Here is a 22,560-nt window from a genome sequence, read left to right on the forward strand (position 1 = left end):
GTGATCCTGGCCGGCAACTGGAAAATGCACAAGACTAACCAAGAAGCCAAGCTCTTCGTGAACCAGCTGGTCAACAAACTGGCGGGCAAACGTTTCAAAATAGTCGTTTGCCCGCCTTTCGTTTCCTTGGCCGATGTGGTTGAACTCACGCGTGGAACCGGCATCTCTGTCGGTGCCCAGAACTGCCACTTCGAACGTAGTGGAGCGTTCACCGGCGAAGTTTCACCTGCGATGTTGAAGGCGATCGGTGTTGAATTCGTGATCATCGGACATTCCGAACGTAGGAAATACTTCAACGAAACTGATGAAATGATAAACAAGAAACTGAAAGCGGCCATCAAAGAAGGTTTGAGGCCCATACTGTGTGTTGGTGAAACGAAGGAAGAACGCGAGAAAGGCCTGACCTTTTGCGTCGTTGAGATGCAGATCAGACAAGCACTTTACGGTCTTTCGAGGCAGGAAGTTCAGAACCTCGTGATAGCCTATGAACCCGTGTGGGCCATCGGTACGGGCATCGTGGCCAAACCAGAGCAAGCCCAAGAGGCACATGCATTCATCAGAAAATTGCTCCGCGAACTGTACGACGAGGAGCTCGCGGAAAGCACACCGATTCTGTACGGTGGAAGCATAAAACCGGACAACTTCTTCGCGATCATGGCCCAGCCGGACGTGGATGGTGGTCTGGTGGGCGGTGCCAGCCTGGACGAACAGTTCGTTAAGCTTGCAGGGATCGTTCAGACGTTTGTAGAATGAACGACCTTCCATCGAAAGTCGGCACGACGGAATACAGATCGATCCGCGAGCAATACTCGACGTCCCTGAGAAATCCTTTTTCGATGAGTTCTCGACCATGCTGAGATCTACTGAGGGTTTCGAAAACTGAATCACTGCACCGCCAGACGGACTCGGCTATCAACGCTGAGTCCGTCTTTTCTGTTCCACCGCCCAGCGCCACGATCGCGCCCGCACAGAGCACATCTTCCAGCGCGATCTTTCCATTCTGACCGGAGCAAACGATCGTAACAGAATCGTACCTTTTCAGTTCATGCGCGATCGAGGAAAGGTTCAGAAAGCTCGCTGCATAGAGAATTTCACACTCAATCCTTCGAATCGCACGCGTGCCGTTGGTGGTCGACAGCACGATCTTTTTTCCTTGAACCAAATCGCTCAAGTATTCGAATGGTGAATTTCCAAGATCGAAACCTCTCGGTTTCACGTTCCTCCTTTCTCCGCACACGAGCACGTCTTTGCCCTTTTTCGCAAGCGCCTGTTTCAACGTCGGGACTGGTTCTACTGAAACTGCACCGTTCGCCAACGCCGTGACGATGACGCTCGTGGCTCTGAGCACATCGATCAGGACACAAACTCTTTCCCTTATCTTTTCTTCTGGCACGAAGACCACATCGATCAAGGATTCATTTCACTCCCAGGAGTCTGTCTATCTTTTCCTTATCGAAGCCTATGACGATCTGGTTCCCTATCTCTATCACGGGCACAGCAGTTTGACCGGTCTTTTTGACGAGACGTTCCGCTGCGGCTGGATCCTTCGAAACATCCAGCTCGGTGAATTTCAGTCCCAGCTGTCTGAAATAGTTCTTCGCCCTCGCACAGTATGGACAGGTGGGGGTAGTGTAGATGGTGATCCTAACGTGCTGCATCCGCTTCACCTCCTCATGTCCTCTTTGATGGCTTGTATAGTCTGAACATCGAGATAAAGCCGCTGAAACTTCTTGCCATCGACCGTTATCGTCAAGGGTTTTTCGAAAGATCCTTTCACCGAGTAGAATCTCAGCGCGTTCCTGCTGGCCTCGTAGATCAGTTTGTAAAACGCGGCCGCTGTCAACGTTTTCTCGTTCTTGATTTCTTTCAACCACTGTCGAACCAGAACGTGATCGAAGATTTTGCCCTTCCTCACACTCAAACTCCTCAAGAAGTTCTCGAAACTTTCGACTCCGTTGCCAAGTATGTATCTGGCGAGCTTCTTGATCTGCTGTGAATCAACGATGGCGTAGTATCTGAAACTCGAGGAAAATTCGACCATCGATTCAGTGAAACTGAAAACTTCAAGTGGATTCTGAACGTCGAGCGATCTGTTGTTCAGTGGGTTGAACGCGTACTGTGGCAGCTCGATCACGTACAGCATCTTCTTGGTGGTGTCAACGCGAATGAAATACGCCTTCTGTTGATCTTTAAGAATGAAGACATAATGCACTATAGGCGATGCGAACTCGGGAGAGCGCTTCAAACTGTTCAAAGAGAGAACGAACCAGAGACCGAAACCCGCCGCGGCGAAGATCAAGGCTAAGACAACCCAGAACAGACCCGTCTTTCTCTTTTTTATCGCCACGCTCATCCACCTCCAAGCTCGTCGTGATTGCTTTCAGTGAACGATCTGGGTCTTTTCTTACGCAACAACCAGTTCCACATTTCAACTGTTTCTGAAAGGAGAAGGTATTCCTTTTCCATCGCATAGCAGACCTTGCTTCTGAGAGTCTGAATCAAGGCTTCGTCTAAATCACGTTCTGCCAGTCTTCTCAAATGTTCAACGCCTTCGTACACCCGTGTTTCCTCCAAGGCGTCGGCGAGAAAAACGATCTTTCCAACTCCGTTCATTCCAGCCTTCCCACTGGTGTGAAAGGCAACGGCATCGAGCACGTCCTGATCGTTGAACTTGAACCTTCTCTTGAGATACTCCGCCGCGATCTTTCCGTGTAAGAGAACCGGGTGCTCGAGTTCCATTTCACTCGGCTCGATGCCGTAAGATCTTGCAATCCTCAACAGTTTGGTTGCTGGAACATCCCTGAAAGCATCGTGTGCCAAACAAGCAACGATTACTTTATCTTCGTCGATTCCATGTATCTTTGCAAGCTTTCTTGCGAATTCGCAACAGGAAAGCACGTGTCGTTTTCGCTTCGGGCCCGTCAAGATGTCGAGCATGTGTGTCAGCTCTTCGATTATGTGCCGCACTTCTCACCATCCTTCTCTCTCAAACTCGACGATTTCCAACCCGTAAGTTGATTCCAGAGCGTTACTTATCTGTTCCACGGTACTGTCAACGACCTCCTTTGCGGAATTCACGACGGCAATCCCTATTTCGGCCCAGCCTTTCGAATCACACATCCCCACCTCAGAGATGGAGATGTTGTACTTGGTCCTCAATTCGTTGATCAGCTTTTTGATCAGACTACGCTTTTCTTTCAGACTGTTTATACCAAACAATCTCAGTTTGAAGCTCACGACAGCTACATGCATCGAACACTTCTCACCTCAAGCGTTCTGTTGTCCCTGTTTCCTTTCCTGAATGATCTTTTCTTGAATGTTCGGTGGGACCTCCTGATACCTCAGGAACTTCATGGTGAAATACCCTCGGCCGCTCGTGATACCAGACAACCTGCCAGAGAAGTCGAGCATCTCCGCCAGCGGTACTTCCGCCTTTATCTTGGACATACCACGACCAGCGGGTTCCATGCCCTGAGGCCTTCCCCTTCGGCTCGTCACCTCACCCATGACGTCACCCGCGACTTCGTCTGGACAGAATATCTCCACTTCCATGATGGGTTCGAGTATGACGGGTCTGGCTTCTTCCATGCCTTTCCTGAAGGCCTGAATCGCTGCGATCTGGAATGCGATATCCGAAGAGTCGACTTCGTGGTAGGACCCATCGAACAGTGTCACGCGGACATCGACCACAGGGTAACCCGCGAGAGAACCACGCTTCATGGCTTCGATGATACCTTTCTCCACCGAAGGGATGAAGTTCTTCGGGATCGCACCTCCGAAGATCTTATCGACGAATTCGAAGCCCGCTCCGCGTGGGAGTGGCTCGAGCTCTATCTTCACGTGTCCGTACTGACCGTGACCACCCGTCTGCTTCTTGTGCTTGTACTCCGCTACAGCCTTTTTTGTTATGGTTTCCCTGTAGGCGATCTTGGGCTTGCCGACTTCCACTTCCACACCGAAAATGCTTTTCAGCTTTTCTATCATCACGTCCAGATGGATCGTTCCAAGACCTGAGACAACGGTTTCACCCGTTTCGGGATCGTATTCCCATTTGAAGGTTGGATCGCTTTCGGCGAGCCTCGACAGGCCGTTGCTTATCTTGTCAATGTCGGTTTTGCTCTTCGGATTGACAGATCTTGAGAACATGGGTTCCGGGAACTGAGGTGGAACGATCTTCAATTTTCTATCTTTATGAGTAATGGTTTCCCCCACGCTGCCCTCTTTCAATTTCGGCAACACCACGATTTCCCCGCAGGACGCTTCCTCTATTTCCACCTGCTCTTTCCCGCGAGCGAAATACAGTTTGCTTATCCTATCGCTCGTTCCGCGGTTCACGTTCACGAAGTTGTCACCAGGTCTCACGGTTCCAGCTATGATCTTGATGTAGCTCACACGTCCGACGAACGGATCCGCAACGTTCTTGAATATGTAAGCGCAGAAAGGTTCGGTCTCACTGGGGGAAATTTCGATCTCTTCGCCACTTTCCAGTACAGCCCTTAATGGTTTCGTTTCTTTCGGACTCGCACCCAGTTCTACGATGGTGTCCAGCAGCAGATCGATTCCGATCCCTTTTTCTGCAGAACCGCAGAGTGCCGGTACAACGATCCCGGACTTGTAAGCTTTGACGAGGGCGTTCCTCAGTTCTTCCTCGCCGACTTCCTGACCTTCAAGGTACTTTTCCATCAACGCATCGTCGCTCTCCACGATGTCTTCCAGCAACTTGAGTCTGGCTTCCTCGACCTTCTTCTGCAATTCCGCAGGGATGCTCACAGGCTTCGCCTTACCATCCTCGTAGACGTACGCCCTCATGCCGACCAGATCCACCACGCCTTTGAAGCCGGACTCGGAACCTATCGGTAAAACTAAGGGTACAACTTTACATTCGAACGCCGATTTCACCGATTCCAGGGCGTTCTCAAAGCTTGCTCTCTCTTTGTCCATCTGGTTCACAAAGACCATGATGGGCCTGGACATCTCCTGGGCCAGCTGCCACGTTCTTTCCGTTTGAATCTCCACACCGGCAACCGCGTTGATCACACTCACAACGTTTTCACTCACAAAGACCGAGTTGATAACGTCAGCTATGAAATCGCCGAAGCCGGGTGTGTCGATCACGGTCAGAAGGTGATCCTTCCATGTGAAAGTGAACACGTGCGAGTTGATGCTCGAACCTTTCGATTCTTCTATCGGATCAGTGTCGACAAATCTGATCGAGATTCGATCGACCAGACCAGCCGTTTTCAAGATCGAACTCACCAAAAGGGACTTTCCTGATCCGTTATGACCAACCAGAACGAAGTTCCTCTTCTTCTCAGTAGCGATTGCCATTTCTATACACCTCCATCTCTTCTGTTTTCAATCAGATTTCTGAACCACCAGGAGCGAAACCGGAATGAGCCTCGTCCAACCAGTTGAGGTTCTACTCACGATCTTATCCTTGATGACCATCACGGAGGAGCTCCCTCCGTCGAAGTTCATGGCCGAGTAGAAACCCTTGCTCATGCAGAAATCAACTAATTCATCGTAGTTGACACCCCCAGTACCATTTTGATCACTTATGACCACGAGAACCGCTTTTCCGTCCTGCGTCGTAGCGATCAAGGTTCTGGTCGCACTGACCCTCGCAATGTTGCCGCCGTAACGGTTTTTCTCCTGGTTCCGATCCGGTATCGGAGCACCCTGATAGAGCAACAGAGGTCCCGCTTCGACCGCATGCTTTATTCTGTAAGGGAAGTTCGTGTTTATGACGTACTCGACAGGATCACCAGGTCTCACTTCTTGCAAGTATTTTTCGTACTTGTTCGATATGGCGAGCACAAAACCCGCGTCGGGAGCCTTGGATGTCCAGCCCCTTGAGACAATTTTTCCTCTCTCGACGACGAAGTAAAGCATATCGTCCCTCTTCGGTATTGGAAGGCCGAATTCCTTCGTGAAAATGAGTACCTCCCCGATCGCCACGGTGTTGATGCCTTTCACGATGAACAGAAGCTGTCCGATGCGCACGTTGATGTCGAAGTAAAATCTCTCTATGTGCACAGTTCCAGCGTAAGTGTAAACGAAGACGGGCCTGTCCCCGTAAGGTGCCTGCAGGATCTTGCCGTCAACGATCAAGAGGCCTATGGGCATCGCCGTGTTGGGATCGAAATAACTCGCATTGACACCGGCTATCGCGTTGTTCTTGATCACCATGGCATCCACGCTTTCCAGCGTACCGATACCGGAAGAACTGATCGCGGGCCTCAGTTCCACCACGGTTGGGTCTATCCACAGATAGTTCACCAAAACATCTTTGTTGCCGATCCGCTCGGTCGTCTGCTGCCAATAGACGCCGTTAGCGATCCATTCCTTACCGAGCATCGGCATTCTCAGTTCAAAGGTGAGTGCACCCGGTTCGAACGCCGAAACCATAACAGGTTCCACATCAACACCGAGTTCGAGCTCTACCTTCACGGATGTTGCTTCGGTCTGGATCTTCACCGGATCGACCGCGGTGGCAAAACTGATGCACGGTGATATCTCGACAACCAGCTTCCCTTTTGTCGTACGTGTGGAAACCATCTGCTCCGAGACGAAGCCGACGAAGTTCAATCTGAGCCGGTTCTTTTCAAAATTTGCCGATCGGAGGATCGGTACGCTGTCTAAGAGTACCAGCTGACCCGATGGAGTCTTCTCCGCTCTCAATTTGAGAACCTGCTGAAGAACTTCCGTTTTGATGAAGACTTTTTTGTCAACGAACTTCGCCGAATCTTTGTACACGTCGAGGAAGTCCACCGTCACGTTTCCATCCTTCGTGAGCAACACGATTTTTTTCTCAAAGATGAGATAGGCGCGCCCAGAAACTTCGGAAAGTACGAACGTCAGTCCGAGCCTTTCCAGCTCCTTCGCATCGACGAAGCCGTTTGATTCCTCAAGTAAAACGAATTTTCCCTGCAGGCCAATGAGAACCTGGCCTGCGAAACAACTCGTAAAGAGCAAAACGAGAATCAGAGGCAAATACCTCATTCGATCACCTCAAGCACGATCGGTAATGGTTCAACCGCTTGTTCCGAAAGCACATATGCCGATTCAACGATCTTCAGCGCCGATTCCAGATCGCTCTTTTTCGAATAATACACCCTCGCAAGCACATCGTTCACCGCCACCGGATCCGAAACCTTTTTCAGCAACTCTACGCCAACGGAATGATCGATGGTGTCCTCCTTTTTCGATCTACCGCCGCCGAGCAGCACGCAGGCATTGCCTATGCGTTCTGCATCGATCTTTGCAACGTAACCTTCTCTCTGAGCTCTCACTTCCACGACGTCCCCGCTGATGGGCAATCTCGTCGGTTCATCAACGATGGAAGGATCTCCTCCATGCATCTCTACGAACTTCTTGAACCGTTTTAACGGTTCTCCAGAACGGACCTTTTCCCTTATGTCATCGAAACTCACCTTTACACCGGCAAGGTCCAGCATTTCCTTCACGAGGGTGTACGAAAGTTTCATCACATCCCGTGGTCCCTGTCCTTTCAAACACTCTATGGCTTCGAGCACCTCGAGGGCGTTGCCCACCATCTTGCCGAGTGGTTGGTCCATGTTCGAGATCACTGCCTTCGCCTTTTTCCCGTTGCGCTTCACGATGTCGAGCATCAACGAAGACAGCTTTCTGGCTTGATCCAGATCCTTCATGAAAGCACCCGAACCAACCTTCACATCGAAAACTATCGCGTCTGCCCCCGCAGCCAGTTTCTTGCTGACTATACTCGAAGCGATCAGGGAAAGATTTTCGACCGTCGCCGTGGCATCCCTGAGCGCGTAGATTTTCTTGTCTGCAGGCACAAGGTTTTCTGTCTGGCTGACGATGGAGAATCCCACTTCTTCCACTACCTTGAGGAACTGCTCCTTGTCCAGAGACGTCCTCATACCCGGTATCGATTCGAGCTTGTCTATCGTACCGCCGGTGTGACCCAGACCACGACCGGACATCTTGGCGATCTTGATTCCAAAGCTCGCGGCGATCGGAAGCACAACGAAACTGATCTTGTCTCCCACACCCCCACTGGAATGCTTGTCGAGCTTTATCCCACTGAGGGAGGAAAGGTCCAGCCGATCGCCGGAATCGAGCATCGCAATGGTTAGATCGTAAGTTTCCCGTTCGTTCATGCCACGGAAATAAACCGCCATGAGGAAAGCGGCCATTTGATAATCGGGAATCTCTCCGCGGGTGTAACCTTGCACGACGAATCGGATCTCTTCTTCGGTCAGCTCGAATCCATCGCGTTTCTTCTTTATGATATCGTACATCCTCATGTTTCCACTTCCCTTTTCACCGGCAATCTGACTGTGAAGGTCGTTCCGACACCGATCTCGCTGCTCACAGTTATCTCCCCACCGTGTCTATCCACTATGGACTTGACTATCGATAGGCCGAGCCCAGAACCCCCCATCTTTCTGCTCCTGCCTTTGTCCACCCTGTAGAACCTGTCGAACAGCCTCGAGAGGGCTTCCCTCGGTATGCCGGGCCCTGTGTCCGAAACCTCTATCTTTGCACGATCGCCTTCTTTCGTGATTCTGATCCTGACTTTCTTTTCACCGATCTCCTTCAACGAAGTGTATTTGATCGCGTTGTCGACAAGATTCAGAATCATCTGCACCATCCTGTCCTGGTCGGCCCACACAGTTACATCGTCGCACTGTGCACTGACTTCAACTCCGTATTCCTTCGCAAGGGGTTCAACGATGGAAAGTACGTAGTTGAGGACCATGCACAGGTTCGTTTCTTTGAACTCAAACCTCGCTTCGCCCGATTCCATGCGCTCCAAATCCAACAGGTCGTTTATGAGCCGCGACATTCGTGCGGACTCGTTCTCGATGATCGTGAGGAATCTCTTGCGCGTTTCCACGTCCATATCCGGATCGCTCAAGAGCGTTTCTGCGTAACCGTGTATGGATGTCAGCGGTGTTCTCAGTTCGTGTGAAACGTTCGATACGAACTGTCTTCTGAGCTCGTTGAGTTCGTGCTCCTTAGTCACATCCCTCATCACGATGATGATCCTTCGTTCCCCTCCAGGTAAGATCACCGGTATCATCTTGCAGGCGTAGTATCTTTTTTCATCGTTCACGTACATGACGATCTCGGCTTCCTGCGCCTGCCACGCGCTGACGGTTTCTTCGAACATTTCGATCAGATAGTACTCTTCGACGATTTCATATATCTTCCTCGCGATGGGTTCAGATCGTGTGATCTTCTGAGCGGCCGCGTTGGCGAACGTTACAGTTCCATCCTCTTCCACGAAGAGTATGGGGTCAGAAATGTTATCGAGCAACGTCAAAATGTTCTCTCTGCTCCTCTGGGCCCTGGAGAGTTCTTCCTCCAGCATTTTCAGTTTCTTGCGGAGACGTTCTAACACGTAAGAGGGTGGAGAGTCTTCGACAACGTCCGCCAGCTCTGCCACCCTCCTGAAAAACTTCAGAAGATTTCTGTTGGATCTCCAAAGTGACAGCGAGTACAAAAAAAACGCTGTCGCTGCTACTGCGGCGACGAAGAGCAAGACTAACACGAATTATTCTTCCTTCCCTGGATCTCTGAACTTGTAGCCTTTGCCCCTCACAGTGATTATGTACTTCGGATTGGATGGATCTTCTTCGATCTTCGTTCTCAGCCTTCTGATGTGTACGTCCACCGTTCGTGTATCACCGTAGTAGTCGTAACCCCAGAGCTTGTCGAGCAAAACGTCCCTGCTGAAGACCTTACCTTCATTCTCGGCAAGGAACCTCAGAAGTTCGAACTCGAGTGGCGTCAGGGCGACCTTCTGACCGTTGACCCTGACTTCGTACCTTTCGACGTCGATCTCCAGACCCTTTGCCACGATCTTCTTCGGTCTCTCCTCGCGTTCCTGAGCGCTCAGCTGGATCCTCCTGAAGATCGCCTTCACGCGAGCGATCATTTCCCTGACGCTGAACGGTTTTGTGATGTAATCATCCGCGCCGAGCTCAAGACCGAGAACTTTGTCGAACTCTTCGCCCTTCGCGCTCAGGAATATGACGGGTGCATTCTTGTACTTCTCCATGGATCTGAGTTGCCTGACGAGTTCGAAACCGTCCATCTGCGGGAGCATGATGTCCACGATGAACATGTCCACGTTCTCGTTCGTGGCAACCTTGAGCGCTTCCTCTCCGTCGTAAGCTTTGAGCACATCGTAGCCTTCGCGCGCCAGGTTGTAACTCACGAGCTCGATGATCGAAGGATCGTCATCGACAACCAGAATCTTCTTCTTGGCCATGGTCACACCCTTTCGGGTACACCTCCTTTCACGAACGTTCACCGTGTTAACATTATAACAGACAAGTGAATGAAGTGCCAGAGTCTTTTCTCCTCGTTTCTGTCATATCTCTCCAACCTGAGCGAGAAAATCCAGAAGGAATCCTTTCAAATAGGAAGAAAATTCCCCCATGATCTGCACCGTGATGTTCTTCAAACCTTTCAATCGTTCTGCGCTGGCTTCGAAGTCGTTCCAGGACAGAACCTTATCGAGTCCAGGATAGACTGTTTCGAATATCTTGTCCACATCGTACAGTTTTCTCAGGCCGAGCAACCGAACACGTTGAACGAGTTCTCTAAGATTCTTGGTACGTTTCGGTTGCGCTTCGACGATCGATTTCACAGTTTCTCCATCCTCGAGGTACAGCAAATAGGCCAGATACTCGTCGTAAGAAAAGTGTCTGTACGCGAGTTCCATGCCTTTGCTTTTGTTCCAGAGAAGGCTTTCAAGAACGTCTCCCAATCTACCCGGTGCGTTGTGGTAGGGCATCGACAGATCTTCGAGATGGTGAACGGCCCTCGCGAGGAACCTGTAGCCCCAGTAACGATCGCCTTTTCGAAAAGCCTCTCTGGACATCTCGACGAAGTAAAGGAAAGACTCACTGCCCTCGAAGAAATCGAAGAACAACAGTTTGTATTTCATGTGCCTCACACCCTGGCTGTTACCTATGATGGACTGAAGTTTCGACAGGTTCAAACCTTCGTCCATGCCGAGGTCAGGCTCCACAGAGTAAACCGTCAACACCTGCCAGACGGGCACTCTGCCATCGATCGGTGCCGGGTCTGGAGGGTAGAACTTTGCCCATGCTGGAACAAAGTTGCTCACGAACCGACCACAGATGTCGTCCAAGATGAGCCTTTCGGTGTTGTAGATCCTCTTTTCCTCGTAACTGTAAGGTGTTATCTGTATCAGCTCGTTGGCGTTGGGAAGAGCAGATTTCACGATGAGATAAGTGAGTGCTTCGTGCGCAGACCAGGAAAAAGCCAGAACGATCAAGAGCAAAAACGATACGACCGCCAACCTTCTCATCATCGTCACCCCCAAGAAGAATTTATCACGTTCGGTGAAGGAGTGGGCATACGAAAGCAAAAGAGAGCATACGTGAGCATACGTGAGAAAGAGAAAGTAGAACCATATTTGGCCGAGATTAGTTCCTGTTGGCTAAGGATTGCCATATTTTGCCAGACTTTGAATTTTTTAGCAGAAGTGTTATCATGTTGTTGCACAGAAAGGAGGAACCCCGCATGAGGAGTCAGGACTACATCGATCTGGAATACACGTACGGTGCGCACAACTACAAACCAATTCCTGTTGTCATCGATAGAGCCGAACGGGTCTGGGTTTGGGACGTGGAGGGAAAAAGGTACCTGGACATGCTGTCGTCTTACTCGGCTCTGAACCATGGGCACAGGCATCCAAAAATAATCAAGGCACTGGAACAGCAGCTTCAGAAGGTCACGCTCACGTCGCGCGCCTTTCACAACAGCGTTCTCGGCCTCTTTGAAGAGAAGCTTGCAAAATTTGCAGATTACGATAAGGTCCTTCCCATGAACACGGGAGCAGAGGCCGTGGAAAGCGCCCTCAAGGTTGCAAGAAAATGGGCTTACTACAAACGCGGAATTCCAATGAACGAGGGCAACATCATCGTCGCGGAAGGTAACTTCCACGGTCGAACGATCACCATAGTCTCGTTCTCGACGGAACATCAGTACAGAGATGGGTTCGGACCGTACACACCAGGTTTTAAAATCGCTCCGTTCGGAGATGCGAAAGCCGTCGAAGCGCTCATCGACGAACGCACACTTGGCATACTCGTCGAACCAATTCAAGGTGAAGGTGGTGTACGCGTGCCACCTCATGGGTATCTTGCAGAACTCAGAAGGATCGCAACAAAGCATGGAATCCTGCTCATGTTCGATGAAATCCAGACAGGACTCGGTAGGACTGGAAAGATGTTCGCGTGGCAGTGGGAAGACGCCAAACCAGACGTGCTCATACTCGGAAAGGCCCTCGGAGGAGGGGTTTACCCGGTCTCTGCGGTGCTGACGAGCAACGACGTGATGGACGTGCTGAAACCCGGAGATCACGGTTCAACCTTCGGAGGTAACCCGCTGGCGGCCGCGGTGGGTATCGCGGCGATAGACGTTCTGGTCGAAGAGAAACTCGACGAGCGGGCGAGAGTTTTGGGTGAGTACTTCATGGATCAGCTCAGGAAGATCAGGAGCGATTACGTCAAGGAAATCAGAGGAAAAGGGCTCTTGATAGGTGTCGAGATAAAGAAGGAGTTCGGTACGGCGCGACCTTTCTGCGAAAGACTCGCACAGCTGGGAATACTGTGCAAGGAGACTCACGAACAGGTCATAAGGTTCGCACCACCACTGGTCATAGAAAAGGACGAAATCGACTGGGCACTCGAGAGGATCGAAAGAGTGCTGACAGAACCCATCCAGGTGCATGCGAAGGCTGCGAAGTTGGTCTGAGGAAAACCGTGGGGGCCGGCTCGGCCCCCTTTTAGACTTCCTTCAGATCCGTTGAGGGAAATGCGCCTCCCGGTGCCCTCCTGTAAAGTTTCCTTCAACTCGCCTGCGCACTCGTCACGATAAGATTATTTTGAGAGAAGCTCGAGGGGGAGTTTGGCATGAAACCCTTCATCGTGCTCCTGGGTGCTTCCGAAAGGAAGTACGGTTGTTCGTCCCAGCTGCTTCACATCGCTGCGGAGGGCGTTCGAGATGCCCATGGTGATTTTGAGATCCTTTACCTTCCAGACTACAGCATAAAACCTTGCACAGGTTGCGTCTCAGACGAGGAAAAGCTCTGCAGATATCCGTGTTTGATCCAGGATGACGACTTCAACGAGATCGCTTCTAAACTCGTTGAAGCCAACGGCTTCGTGATAGCCACACCAGTCTACTGGTACGCCCCAAACGGAATTTTGAAAAATTTCATCGACAGGCTCACGAGCCTGGAGGCCATGATCGACCACGTGGGTAAAAGCCTGCTCGAAGGAAAGGTGGCCGGATTCATCGCAACCGGGTCCGACAGCGGTGTCATGATGACCATATCTTATCTCGCCATCACGTTCAACAGTATGGGTGTTCACGTTGTACCATGGTCTATGGCTTACTCACACGTTCAAGATCCAACAACGGACGTTCAGGCGATGATGGACGCGTACAACGTTGGTCTGTTGGTGACGAAGACGGCGCGAGTGCTCATGCAACACGAACCGATAGGATACGAACCCAATGTGGACCTGGAGAGGTTGAAACGAAAGGCCTGGGAAGCGAAACAGCGTTTCGCTGAACAGAGGAATCTCAGGCTCGAGAAGTTCGGGCTCTCGAAAGGAGAGTGAAAAAGCATGTGGTCTGTGACGAGCTTCGCCAAGTTCGTCGTCCCAACCGAAGTCAAGATCAGCCCCGATGGAAAATGGATCGCTTACACCACCAAGAGGATAGTTCCCGAGAAGAACAAGACCGTCAGGCAGATTGTTCTGTACAGGCTCGACACTGGAGAGCGTTTCTTTTTACCTGAGGACACCTCGAAACCCAAATTCTCACCGAGCTCAAGAAAACTGGCCTATCTGAAAAAGGACGAAGAAAAAAGTAGTCTCTGCGTGATGGAACTGGCCAACTTCTCGACCTACACGTTGACAGTAACGGAGTCCATAAGCTCTTTCGACTGGTCCCCGGACGAACGCAGACTGTTCGTGATAACTTTGAAGAAGAGACGTGACCCTGATCTGTACTTCGAAACGCGCATCCCGGTCTGGTTCGATGCGAAAGGCTTCTTAGACGACCAGACGAACGTGTTTCGCATCTTCGACGCCGAATCGTGCCAGGAACTCGACCAATTCGAGGAGAGGAACTTAACTCACGCGTTCTGGGGGAACGCCGGCATCGTGTACACGATCCATCACGAAAGAGAACCGTTCACCCGTTTCGACGTGGTCCTGTACGATGGGAGAAGCAAAAGGTCCATACTCGAAGACGTCGGTCTCATCGCGACGGGAGAGTCACAGTGGGGGTTGATACTGCTCGGAAGAAGGAAAAAGAACGCCTTCGAGCACGACTACGTTTATCTTCTCAAGGATCGAGAACTCGTTCCGCTCACCGAGGAGTATGGCTTGGATAACTCCGGTCACATAAGCTTGGAAGTCTGGGCGGCAGACGGTGAAACTTATCCCATCGCGTCTGGAAGATGGGTTTACTTCAAGAGTGGGGAAAGAGGAAACGTTAAACTGGAGAGGATCGATTTGTCGTCGGGGAAGAAAGAGACCATCCTCTCTGAAGGAGCGGTGAGCTGTTTCGATGCGAACCATGATGGAAAGGTCGTTTATGTGGCAGTGAGCGATGGAGAAGGAGCCGAGGTGTACGTGCACCGTGAAGGCCGCAACGAGAGGATCACAGCCCTCAACGAGCAGTTCCTTTCGACCCTGAAGGTGAGAAAACTGAACCATTTCGAATACTTAAGCTTCGACGGTACGAAGATCGATGGATGGTACCTCAAGCCCGACAATTCTCCGGCTCCGCTGATAGTTTTCGTCCACGGCGGGCCGAAAGGTGCGTACGGAAAATGTCTCTATTTCATGGGCCAGCTCCTCGCACAGGAAGGATTCTTCGTGCTGTACACAAACCCGCGTGGCAGTGACAACTACGATGAAAAGTTTGCCCTGGCAGTCAAAGAGAGAACCGGCATGGAAGACTTCAAAGACATCCTCAGCGGTGTGGAGGAACTGAAGAAGAGAGAAGCGATCACGGACATCGGCATCACGGGCATCAGTTACGGTGGATTCATGACGAACTGGGCGATAACGCAGACGGACATGTTCAGAGCGGCGGTGAGTGAGAACGGTATAAGTTACTGGTTCACGAGTTACGCCTTCTCAGACATAGGTTTCTGGTTCGACAAGAGCTTGATCGGTGAGGATCCCCTCGTGAACGAAAACTACAGAAAACTCAGTCCCATCTTCTACGCGAAGAACGTGAAAACACCTCTGCTACTCATACACAGCCTCGAAGATTACCGCTGTCCCCTCGATCAGTCGCTCATGTTCTACCACGTGCTCAAAGATCTTGGGAAAGAAGTGTACATAGCGATCTTCAAGAAAGGCGCTCACAGTCACAGCGTTCAGGCGAGTTATTCACACAGGCTGAAACGGTACAAATTGATCCTCGAGTTCTTCAAACAGAAACTTTTGCTGAAGCGCGACACGTTCGATCCGACAGAATGTTTCAAGATCGATTGAGTTGCCCGCCACCGGCGGGCTTAAACTTTGCCCCCTGGAAGGTGTTTCTGCGTTCCAGTTCGGTTTCTACCGCGTTGATGATCTGCCACTTCGAAAGTCCCCACCTGGCAAACAGCGTTCCCGTCTTCGGTGGATCTGAAGTCAACCTGTGTATCACGATGTTCGGTGAAAGATGTTCCAAGAAGGCTATGGTTCTTTCCAGAAATTCTTCAAAGCTCACCGGTTGAAAAGCACCTTCTTTGAACATCTCACCGAGCGGGCTATCCTCCACCACGTAGAGCGAATGCATCTTGACACCGTCCACTCCCAGATAGGAAAGAGTTTTTGCGGTGTCGATGACGTCCTCCAGTTCGTCCCAAGGCAGATCAACGATCACGTGGGCGACGACCTCAAGGCCGTGTTTCTTGGCTCTGAGCACCGCATCGATGAACTCCGCGACACCGTGACCCCTGCGCAGTATCCTCAACGTTTTCGGATTTATGGTTTGAAGTCCAAGCTCCAGCGAAACATCCACCTTAGTTTTGAACTCGTCGAGCAGTTCCAGAACTTCTTCGGGAACGCAGTCCGGTCTGGTGGAGATCGCGAGCTGAACGATCGAATCGTCCACGAGGGCTTCGGAGTACCTCTCTCTCAAGACATCCACCGGCGCGTAGGTGTTGCTGAACGATTGAAAGTACGCGATGAACTTGGTCGCATTGTATTTTTTCATCGCCCACTCTCTCTGTTTGAGCACCTGCTCGCGGATCGACAGATCGTGCAGCGCGTTGAATCCACTACCGGTGGGATCGCAAAAAATGCAGGGACCAGATTTTTCCCTGTTTGGACACGTGAAGCTGGCGTCTATGACCAGTCGATGCACGCGCGCATTGTAGCGACGTTTCAGATATTCGCTCAACTTGTTGTACCTGTCAATCTTCGAATCGCCTCCTCACATTTTTTGTAGACGTGTTCGGCATCAACCGTGGGATACTCTCCATCGTAATAGACCCAGCGACCCCTGATCATCGTTGCGAAAACGTCCGAGGAGCTTCCCGCGTGCACGATGTGGTTCTTGATCTGACTCCGCGGCACGTACCAGGGTTTATCGATGTCGACAACGATCAAATCTGCATCGGCTCCAACCTGGATCTTTCCCTCTGTCAGTCCCACCGCCTTGGCACCTTGTTCGATCGCCATGTACAGAGCCTGCTCTGCAGAGACGTTCCTCGGATCAGAAAGTTTTTGGAGCAGGCTTGCCAGCCTCATCTCGTGCCACACGTCGAGGCTGTTGTTGCTCGCAGCCCCATCGGTACCTATGCAGACCTGAACCTTGGTCGCGAGGAATTTCTGAACTGGAGCTATACCACTGCCCAGCTTCAGATTGCTCGTGGGGTTGTGAACCACAAAGAAGTTCTCCTGGGCAAGCAGGCGAATGTCTTCGTCCTTCACGTGAACGCAGTGCGCGAACAGAACCTTGCAGTATCTCAACGAAGTCTTGAGCAGTTCTCTCAGCTCGTACTTCTCCTCCGTGGTCTCGTAGAGGTGTATCATCACGGGTGCTTCGAGGTCCAGAGCGACCCTGGCTATTTCGTCTATGTAGGTGATCGAACAGCTGTACGGTGCGTGTGGACCGAATCCTACTTTTATCAATCCATCCCTGTCGTTCCATCTTTCGTAGTACTCGATGTTCTGTCTGAGCCTTCCCCTGTCCGAATCCACGTCCACCAGACCTCGCGTGATCAAAACTTTCATACCAAAATCGAGGGCCGCTTTCGCCACCGCATCGCAGTGAAAGTACATGTCCGCGTACGCGACGACGCCCCGTCTCGCCATCTCCAGCTGTGCCAGCATCGTGCCGTAGTAGACGTCCTCCTCGGTCAGTTTCTCCTCTATGGGAAATATCTTCTCCGTGAGCCATTCTCTGAGCCTCACATCTTCCGCCAGGCCACGCATCAACGTCATCGCGGCATGCGTGTGTACGTTGACGAAACCAGGCATGACGAGTTTTCCAGACATATCGTACTCTTCATCCACGATCGATCCCTTCAAATCTCCCATCGCAGCGATCTTGCCATCCTCCACGAGCACGTCGGAAATCTCCAATCCTGAACGAACATCCTTCAGAACCAGGGCGTTCTTGAGCAAAATCTTCATAGGTTCATCACAGCCCTTCTCACGGATTCCAGAATCGAACTCGCTTCTTTTTCTGTTGAACCCACGACCTTCACGTAGATCTTCAGCTTCGGCTCGGTGCCGGAAGGTCTGATGTAGATCCTCGCCGATTCCAGTTCGAGCAAGAGTGTCTCGTTGGGTATCTCCGGGTCGTTCTCGTAATCGTACACGCGCTCCACCGGATGATCGCCAACCTTGCCAGGCGGAGAAGTCCTGAACGCTTCGTACCTCCGCCTCGCCGCTTGGGCACTTTCAAAGGGTATCGAGATCAACTCTTCGAAGTGATAGCCGTAAGCTTCGTACAGATCCCTCAAAAGTTCGATCGGATCGTACTCAGAACAGAGGGCAGCGACCAACGCAGAACCGAGAACACCGTCCTTGTCTCTCACGAGGTTTCCCATCAGATAACCGCAGCTCTCCTCGAAAGCCAGAAAGTAACTGAAATTCTCTTGCTTTGAACAAGTTTCTATGAGGTGCCCTATGTACTTGAATCCGGTCGGTGTTTCCATCACCTTAAGGTTCAGTTCCTCGCACATCGGTTTGACCATGTCGGTGGTGACGATGGTTTTGATCAGACAGCTCCCAGGTTTCACTCTGCGTCTCAACATCTCCGTCAACAGGACTCCCACTTGGTTGCCCGTCAACCTTTTTCCATCCACGATCAAGCCAACCCTATCGCAGTCAGGATCGGTCGCGATGCCGAACCTCACGTTGCGTTCGTTGCACACTGCCTTTACCCTGTCGAACGCCTTCTCGTCTTCCGGATTCAACGAACTGACTTTGGAGAAATCCGGATCGAATTCCATCTGTTCCCCAACCACGATCACGTCGAATCCAAGTTCACGCAGGACCATGGGAACAAAGCGAGCACCCGTGCCTTGAAGCGGTGAATAAACGATCTTGCCACCGCTTTTCACATAGTCTTTCACCAATCCGACGATCCCCTCAACGTAGCGTTCCTCTATTTCTTTCGGAACATTATTCATTGGTGCCTTCCTTTTCACCCCGAACGGTTTTCCCAGTAGGGAAGAGATCTTCTCTGTGTGTTTTGGTACGGCCTGGACACCATCGTTCGTGTACACCTTGTATCCGTTGTACTCAGCAGGATTGTGACTCGCGGTGATCACGACACCAGCACCAACGCCGAGTTCCCGGACAGCGAAAGAGAGAAGGGGAGTCGGAACCGGTGCATCAAAAATGTACGTTTCGATACCGCAGTCTGAGAAGGTTTGGGCCGCTATTTTCGCAAAATAGTTTGAATTCCTCCTCGTATCGTAGGCGATGACTACCCCGTTCAAACCTTCTTCGTGCATCCACAGAGACACGGCACGTGAAACGTTGATCACGAGTTCTTCGTCGAATTCTCCTTTCCTCATGATCCCCCTCACACCACCCGTGCCGAACACTATCATGAGAGCTCACCCCACACTTTCTCTCCACCGATCATGCGCAACAGTTCGTTCTTTCTTTCTTCTACTCCAAGGATCTTCACTTGCATCGTGTTTCCATCTTTTACCACCGCAAAATGGGTGTCGGCGAGCCTCGCTATCTGCGGTAGATGCGTGACCACTATGACCTGAGAATTCTTCGACAGGGCCTTCAACTTTTCTCCGAGCACGTTCCCGACAGTTCCCCCGATACCACTATCGATCTCATCGAAGACGAAGACGTGTCCCATTTCGTTTGCGACTGAAAGGTGCACGGCCAGAACCACACGGGAAAGTTCTCCACCGGACAGAACGTCTTTCAATGGCTTGGTCTCACCGCCGGTTCCAACCACGAAATCGACATCGCTGAAACCGCTCGCAGTCAAACGATCCAACCTTTCGACCTTCACAGAAAAATCAAGATTCATGGCGAGCTGGCTGAGATGGAACCTGACCTGACTTTCGAGTTCGGTCGCGGCTTTCAACCTGTTTTCATGAAGCTCCTGCGCCAGTTTCAAACAGAGTTCCTCCAGTCGACGACTCTCACTCTCCGCGAGTTCCAGTTCTTGTTTTTTCCCGAGCAAATCTTTCCTTTCTTTTTCCAGCCTTTCCCAGTTTCTTCTTATGTCTTCCCAGTCGGGACCGAAACGTCTCCTGAGCTCGTTGTACACGTTCAATCTGGCTTCCAGCTCGTGGGAATCTTCAAGTTGCAGTTGATCGACGAACTTTCGAATCGACCGCTGCAACTCGTTCGATTTTTCAGCGATGTCTCTGAGCATGTCCGGTAAATCTTTCGGCACCAGAGGCACCATCTTCTCCGCAGAAACGGCCAATTTCCAGAGCCTGGTCGTCGAATCCTCACTCAGCACGTGCGATATTTCGTCCATGAGGGAAAGGATCTGCCTGGCTCTGTTGATCCTTTCGAATCTTTCTCTGAGGGATCTTTCTTCTTCTTCGCTGGGTTTGTGCCTTTCGAAAAAGCTGAGCTCCCTGTCGAGCTGTTCGATCCTTTCTTCTAATGCTTCTATTTTAGTTTCGTTCAGAAGTTTTTCGAGCTCAACCATCCGTCTGTACGTCCTCGTGTACTCGGAGAGTATCTGCCCGTTGCCAGCGAATTTATCTAAGAGCGACAGCTGATAACGCTTCTTCAACAAGTTCACGTGCGTGTTCTGCTGGTGGAAGTGGACGAGATCTTCGAACAATCTCTCAACGATCGACTGTGGATACATCCTTCCATCTATCCTGTAGATCCACCTTTTGCCCGCGTTCAGGCTCACGATGTGCTCGCCTTCCTGAATGCCAAGTTCTCTCAATTCTTCGTCGACTCGATCGACGCTCACGAGCGCTTCCAGCCATGTGTTCTCGTTCTCGAACAGTTCCACCCTTTTTCCAAAGAGCGCCTGTAACCCTTTGAGAACCACGGACTTGCCGGCACCCGTCTCACCCGTTATGACGTTGAGACCGTCACTGAACTCGAGGTCGAAGGATTCGAAATACAGCAGATTTTTCCCGCTGTACCTCAGGATCATGAATCATCACTCTCTCATTCGGTCAGGTCTATCCATTCCACCAACTCTGTCGGGATCTTCTCGACGAAATCCGGTAATCTCATCCAGGAAAAGTAGTTCCTCTTCACCGATTCTTGTCTTAGGATGTAGAGCAATTCTTTCGCGCGCGTTATGGCAACGTAGAAGATCCTCTCTTCCTCATCCAGCTTACCATCCATTACGGCGTAATAGCTGGGGAAATCTCCAGGATTCACACTCAGAACGAACACCACGTCCCACTCCAGACCCTTCGCCTGATGCACCGTCGTCAAGGTGACTTTTCCCTTGCCCGGCTCCCGGGTCACATCTTCGCTGATCATCAGATCTGACAGAAACCTCTCCAGGGATTTGTAGCGTTCGGCCATTTCGATCAACCTTTGTATGTCGAGCTGTCTTTCGACATAGTCTGGATAGTTTTCTTCCAGATACTGCTTGTAAAAGCTTTCGTACACACTCTCTATCTTTTTCGAAACACCCTCTTCCTGGAGCAGGCGCGAGAAGATCTCACGGAGCTTCAGCAGGGACGGCTTTTTGGCTGGGAAACTTTCAAATACAACGTCCAGTTCCATCGATTCCACCGAGGCCGCATGATCTGCGAAGGCGGAAGCCGTCTTCGTACCGATGCCAGGGAACAGTCTCGCCACTCTGATCCACGAGACCTTCTCTTTGGGATTTTGAACCAACCTGAGGAAGGCCAGAACATCTTTGACGTGTGCCGTTTCTGTGAACCGCATCCCAGAAAGAATTCGAAAATCGATTTGGTTCCTGGTCAGTTCCATCTGTACATCGAACGAATGTGAATGACTCCTGTAGAGGATGCCTATCTGGTTGGGCTCGTAACCGAACTCGATCAGTCGCAGAACCTCCTTGGCCACGAAACTCGCCTCACTCGGTTTGTCCCATGTGCTGACCACCTTCGGTTTGACACCGTTGGGTTTGATCGATCTGAGCACCTTGGGCACACTGCTTCTTGGGATCATGGCGTTGACGAGTTCGACGATCCTCTCGGTGCTCCTGTAGTTCGTCTGTATCTTGAATATCTTTGCACCCGATCGAGCGAAATCTTTCACGTTTTCGAACCTCGCACCTCTGAACGAATAGATACTCTGGGCATCGTCGGCCACGACGAACGCGTTTCCGTGCACGCTGGAAAGATGATCCACCAGTTTCAACTGCAGAACGTTCGTATCCTGGAACTCGTCCACGAGGAGCCATCTGTACTTCGAAGCTTCCCTCTGCCTGACGTGAGGATCGTTTTCGAGAAGGAATACCGTCAGGGTTAAGAGATCGTCGTAGTCGACACAGTTCTCTGTTCTCTTCTCGAGCGTGTATTCTCTGTAAATTTCCTCCACGATGTTTTCGAATTCCAGATGTTTCGGAAAGAGCGTCGACAGAGCCTCCCTGAGAGAGCTCAACGTGTTCGCGCTGTAGGAGAAAACTTTCTGAAGTATCGATGGCGATGGGAAGTGTTTTTCCTTCTCTTCGGTGAACATCCTGCCTAAGACCCTGGTCCTGACATGTTTGATTAGGCTCAAAGAGTCTTCCTCATCGAGTATCGTGAAATTGGGCGTCAATCCGACCCTGGGGGCGTACTTTCGGAGGATGAGGTTGCACACGTGGTGGAACGTGCCCGCTGTGAGTTCCTCCAGGTCCATCCCCGTGACCTGCTTTGCACGTTCGATCATCTCGTTCGCCGCAGCGCGCGTGAACGTAACGAGCAGGATCTGCGAAGGCTTCACCCCGCTCATGAGCAAATGCAACAGCTTGTACGTGATGACGCGCGTTTTTCCAGAACCAGGTCCGGCGATCACCAGAGATCTTCCCGTCGATTCGAGAACAGCCTTTCTCTGCTCTTCATCGAGTTCTTGAAGATAATCGACCTTCACG

The 22,560-nt window shown here is 51.2% G+C and carries 20 protein-coding genes; 4 read left to right on the forward strand and 16 right to left on the reverse strand.

Annotation, left to right across the window (positions count from 1 at the left end):
- Positions 1 to 753: a triose-phosphate isomerase gene (gene tpiA / locus TSP01S_RS08190; RefSeq protein ID WP_269450317.1), complete on the forward strand. Its 753-nt coding sequence runs from the start codon at positions 1 to 3 to the stop codon at positions 751 to 753.
- On the opposite strand, the gene TSP01S_RS08195 is transcribed toward tpiA, so the two are convergent.
- The 11 genes from TSP01S_RS08195 to TSP01S_RS08245 all read right to left on the reverse strand — a co-directional run bounded on the left by TSP01S_RS08195 (position 716) and on the right by TSP01S_RS08245 (position 11,332).
- The gene (locus TSP01S_RS08195) at positions 716 to 1,402 is read right to left on the reverse strand and encodes a 2-phosphosulfolactate phosphatase (RefSeq protein ID WP_231848631.1); all 687 of its coding nucleotides are present in this window, start codon (positions 1,400 to 1,402) and stop codon (positions 716 to 718) included. The genes tpiA and TSP01S_RS08195 overlap by 38 nt on opposite strands.
- Positions 1,403 to 1,415: 13 nt before the next feature.
- Complete coding sequence (locus TSP01S_RS08200) at positions 1,416 to 1,658, reverse strand: glutaredoxin family protein (RefSeq protein WP_041077661.1); 243 nt, start codon at positions 1,656 to 1,658, stop codon at positions 1,416 to 1,418.
- A gap of 5 nt (positions 1,659 to 1,663) precedes the next feature.
- Positions 1,664 to 2,347: a hypothetical protein gene (locus tag TSP01S_RS08205; RefSeq protein ID WP_041077663.1), complete on the reverse strand. Its 684-nt coding sequence runs from the start codon at positions 2,345 to 2,347 to the stop codon at positions 1,664 to 1,666.
- Between the two features lie 2 nt (positions 2,348 to 2,349).
- Complete coding sequence (gene yqeK / locus TSP01S_RS08210; protein WP_231848553.1) at positions 2,350 to 2,967, reverse strand: bis(5'-nucleosyl)-tetraphosphatase (symmetrical) YqeK; 618 nt, start codon at positions 2,965 to 2,967, stop codon at positions 2,350 to 2,352.
- Between the two features lie 3 nt (positions 2,968 to 2,970).
- On the reverse strand, positions 2,971 to 3,252 hold the full coding sequence (locus tag TSP01S_RS08215) for a DUF503 domain-containing protein (protein ID WP_041077665.1): 282 nt from the start codon (positions 3,250 to 3,252) through the stop codon (positions 2,971 to 2,973).
- A gap of 15 nt (positions 3,253 to 3,267) precedes the next feature.
- A complete protein-coding gene (gene fusA, locus TSP01S_RS08220) occupies positions 3,268 to 5,328 on the reverse strand; it encodes an elongation factor G (RefSeq protein ID WP_041077667.1) in 2,061 nt (686 codons plus the stop codon).
- A 27-nt stretch (positions 5,329 to 5,355) separates the two neighbouring features.
- Positions 5,356 to 7,002 (reverse strand): phosphodiester glycosidase family protein, encoded by a 1,647-nt coding sequence (locus TSP01S_RS08225; RefSeq protein WP_041077669.1) that lies wholly within the window; start codon positions 7,000 to 7,002, stop codon positions 5,356 to 5,358.
- A complete protein-coding gene (locus tag TSP01S_RS08230) occupies positions 6,999 to 8,291 on the reverse strand; it encodes a thymidine phosphorylase (protein WP_041077671.1) in 1,293 nt (430 codons plus the stop codon). The genes TSP01S_RS08225 and TSP01S_RS08230 overlap by 4 nt, the downstream gene beginning before the upstream one ends.
- A complete protein-coding gene (locus TSP01S_RS08235; RefSeq protein WP_041077673.1) occupies positions 8,288 to 9,541 on the reverse strand; it encodes a sensor histidine kinase in 1,254 nt (417 codons plus the stop codon). Before TSP01S_RS08235 ends, TSP01S_RS08230 begins: the two co-directional genes overlap by 4 nt.
- A 3-nt stretch (positions 9,542 to 9,544) precedes the next feature.
- Positions 9,545 to 10,264, reverse strand: coding sequence for a response regulator transcription factor (locus tag TSP01S_RS08240; protein WP_041077675.1), 720 nt, complete (start codon positions 10,262 to 10,264; stop codon positions 9,545 to 9,547).
- A 102-nt stretch (positions 10,265 to 10,366) separates the two neighbouring features.
- Positions 10,367 to 11,332 carry a phospholipase C/P1 nuclease family protein gene (locus TSP01S_RS08245; protein WP_041077676.1) on the reverse strand — a complete coding sequence of 322 codons (966 nt, stop codon included), beginning with the start codon at positions 11,330 to 11,332 and terminating at the stop codon, positions 10,367 to 10,369.
- A 215-nt stretch (positions 11,333 to 11,547) separates the two neighbouring features.
- Here TSP01S_RS08245 and rocD point away from each other — a divergent pair, with 215 nt between their 5' ends.
- The 3 genes from rocD (at position 11,548) to TSP01S_RS08260 (ending at position 15,548) form a co-directional block, all read left to right on the forward strand.
- The gene (gene rocD, locus TSP01S_RS08250; protein ID WP_041078669.1) at positions 11,548 to 12,783 is read left to right on the forward strand and encodes an ornithine--oxo-acid transaminase; all 1,236 of its coding nucleotides are present in this window, start codon (positions 11,548 to 11,550) and stop codon (positions 12,781 to 12,783) included.
- A gap of 158 nt (positions 12,784 to 12,941) precedes the next feature.
- Positions 12,942 to 13,655 carry a flavodoxin family protein gene (locus TSP01S_RS08255; RefSeq protein ID WP_041077678.1) on the forward strand — a complete coding sequence of 238 codons (714 nt, stop codon included), beginning with the start codon at positions 12,942 to 12,944 and terminating at the stop codon, positions 13,653 to 13,655.
- Between the two features lie 6 nt (positions 13,656 to 13,661).
- Positions 13,662 to 15,548 (forward strand): S9 family peptidase, encoded by a 1,887-nt coding sequence (locus TSP01S_RS08260; protein ID WP_041077680.1) that lies wholly within the window; start codon positions 13,662 to 13,664, stop codon positions 15,546 to 15,548.
- Here the strand turns inward: TSP01S_RS08260 and TSP01S_RS08265 are convergent.
- Genes TSP01S_RS08265 through TSP01S_RS08285 form a run of 5 tightly spaced genes read right to left on the reverse strand, consistent with a single transcriptional unit; the run spans position 15,535 to position 22,559 of the window.
- On the reverse strand, positions 15,535 to 16,443 hold the full coding sequence (locus TSP01S_RS08265) for a TIGR01212 family radical SAM protein (protein ID WP_231848554.1): 909 nt from the start codon (positions 16,441 to 16,443) through the stop codon (positions 15,535 to 15,537). The two genes, TSP01S_RS08260 and TSP01S_RS08265, sit on opposite strands and share 14 nt — an antisense overlap.
- On the reverse strand, positions 16,440 to 17,681 hold the full coding sequence (locus TSP01S_RS08270; RefSeq protein ID WP_144380653.1) for an amidohydrolase: 1,242 nt from the start codon (positions 17,679 to 17,681) through the stop codon (positions 16,440 to 16,442). The genes TSP01S_RS08265 and TSP01S_RS08270 overlap by 4 nt, the downstream gene beginning before the upstream one ends.
- Complete coding sequence (locus TSP01S_RS08275; RefSeq protein ID WP_041077682.1) at positions 17,678 to 19,111, reverse strand: phospho-sugar mutase; 1,434 nt, start codon at positions 19,109 to 19,111, stop codon at positions 17,678 to 17,680. Before TSP01S_RS08275 ends, TSP01S_RS08270 begins: the two co-directional genes overlap by 4 nt.
- A complete protein-coding gene (locus TSP01S_RS08280; protein ID WP_041077684.1) occupies positions 19,108 to 20,655 on the reverse strand; it encodes an AAA family ATPase in 1,548 nt (515 codons plus the stop codon). Before TSP01S_RS08280 ends, TSP01S_RS08275 begins: the two co-directional genes overlap by 4 nt.
- Positions 20,656 to 20,669: 14 nt before the next feature.
- On the reverse strand, positions 20,670 to 22,559 hold the full coding sequence (locus TSP01S_RS08285; protein WP_041077686.1) for an ATP-dependent helicase: 1,890 nt from the start codon (positions 22,557 to 22,559) through the stop codon (positions 20,670 to 20,672).
- Position 22,560: the final 1 nt, after the last annotated feature.

Origin of the sequence: Thermotoga caldifontis AZM44c09 (genome assembly GCF_000828655.1) — a bacterium.
Taxonomy (GTDB): domain Bacteria; phylum Thermotogota; class Thermotogae; order Thermotogales; family DSM-5069; genus Pseudothermotoga_A; species Pseudothermotoga_A caldifontis.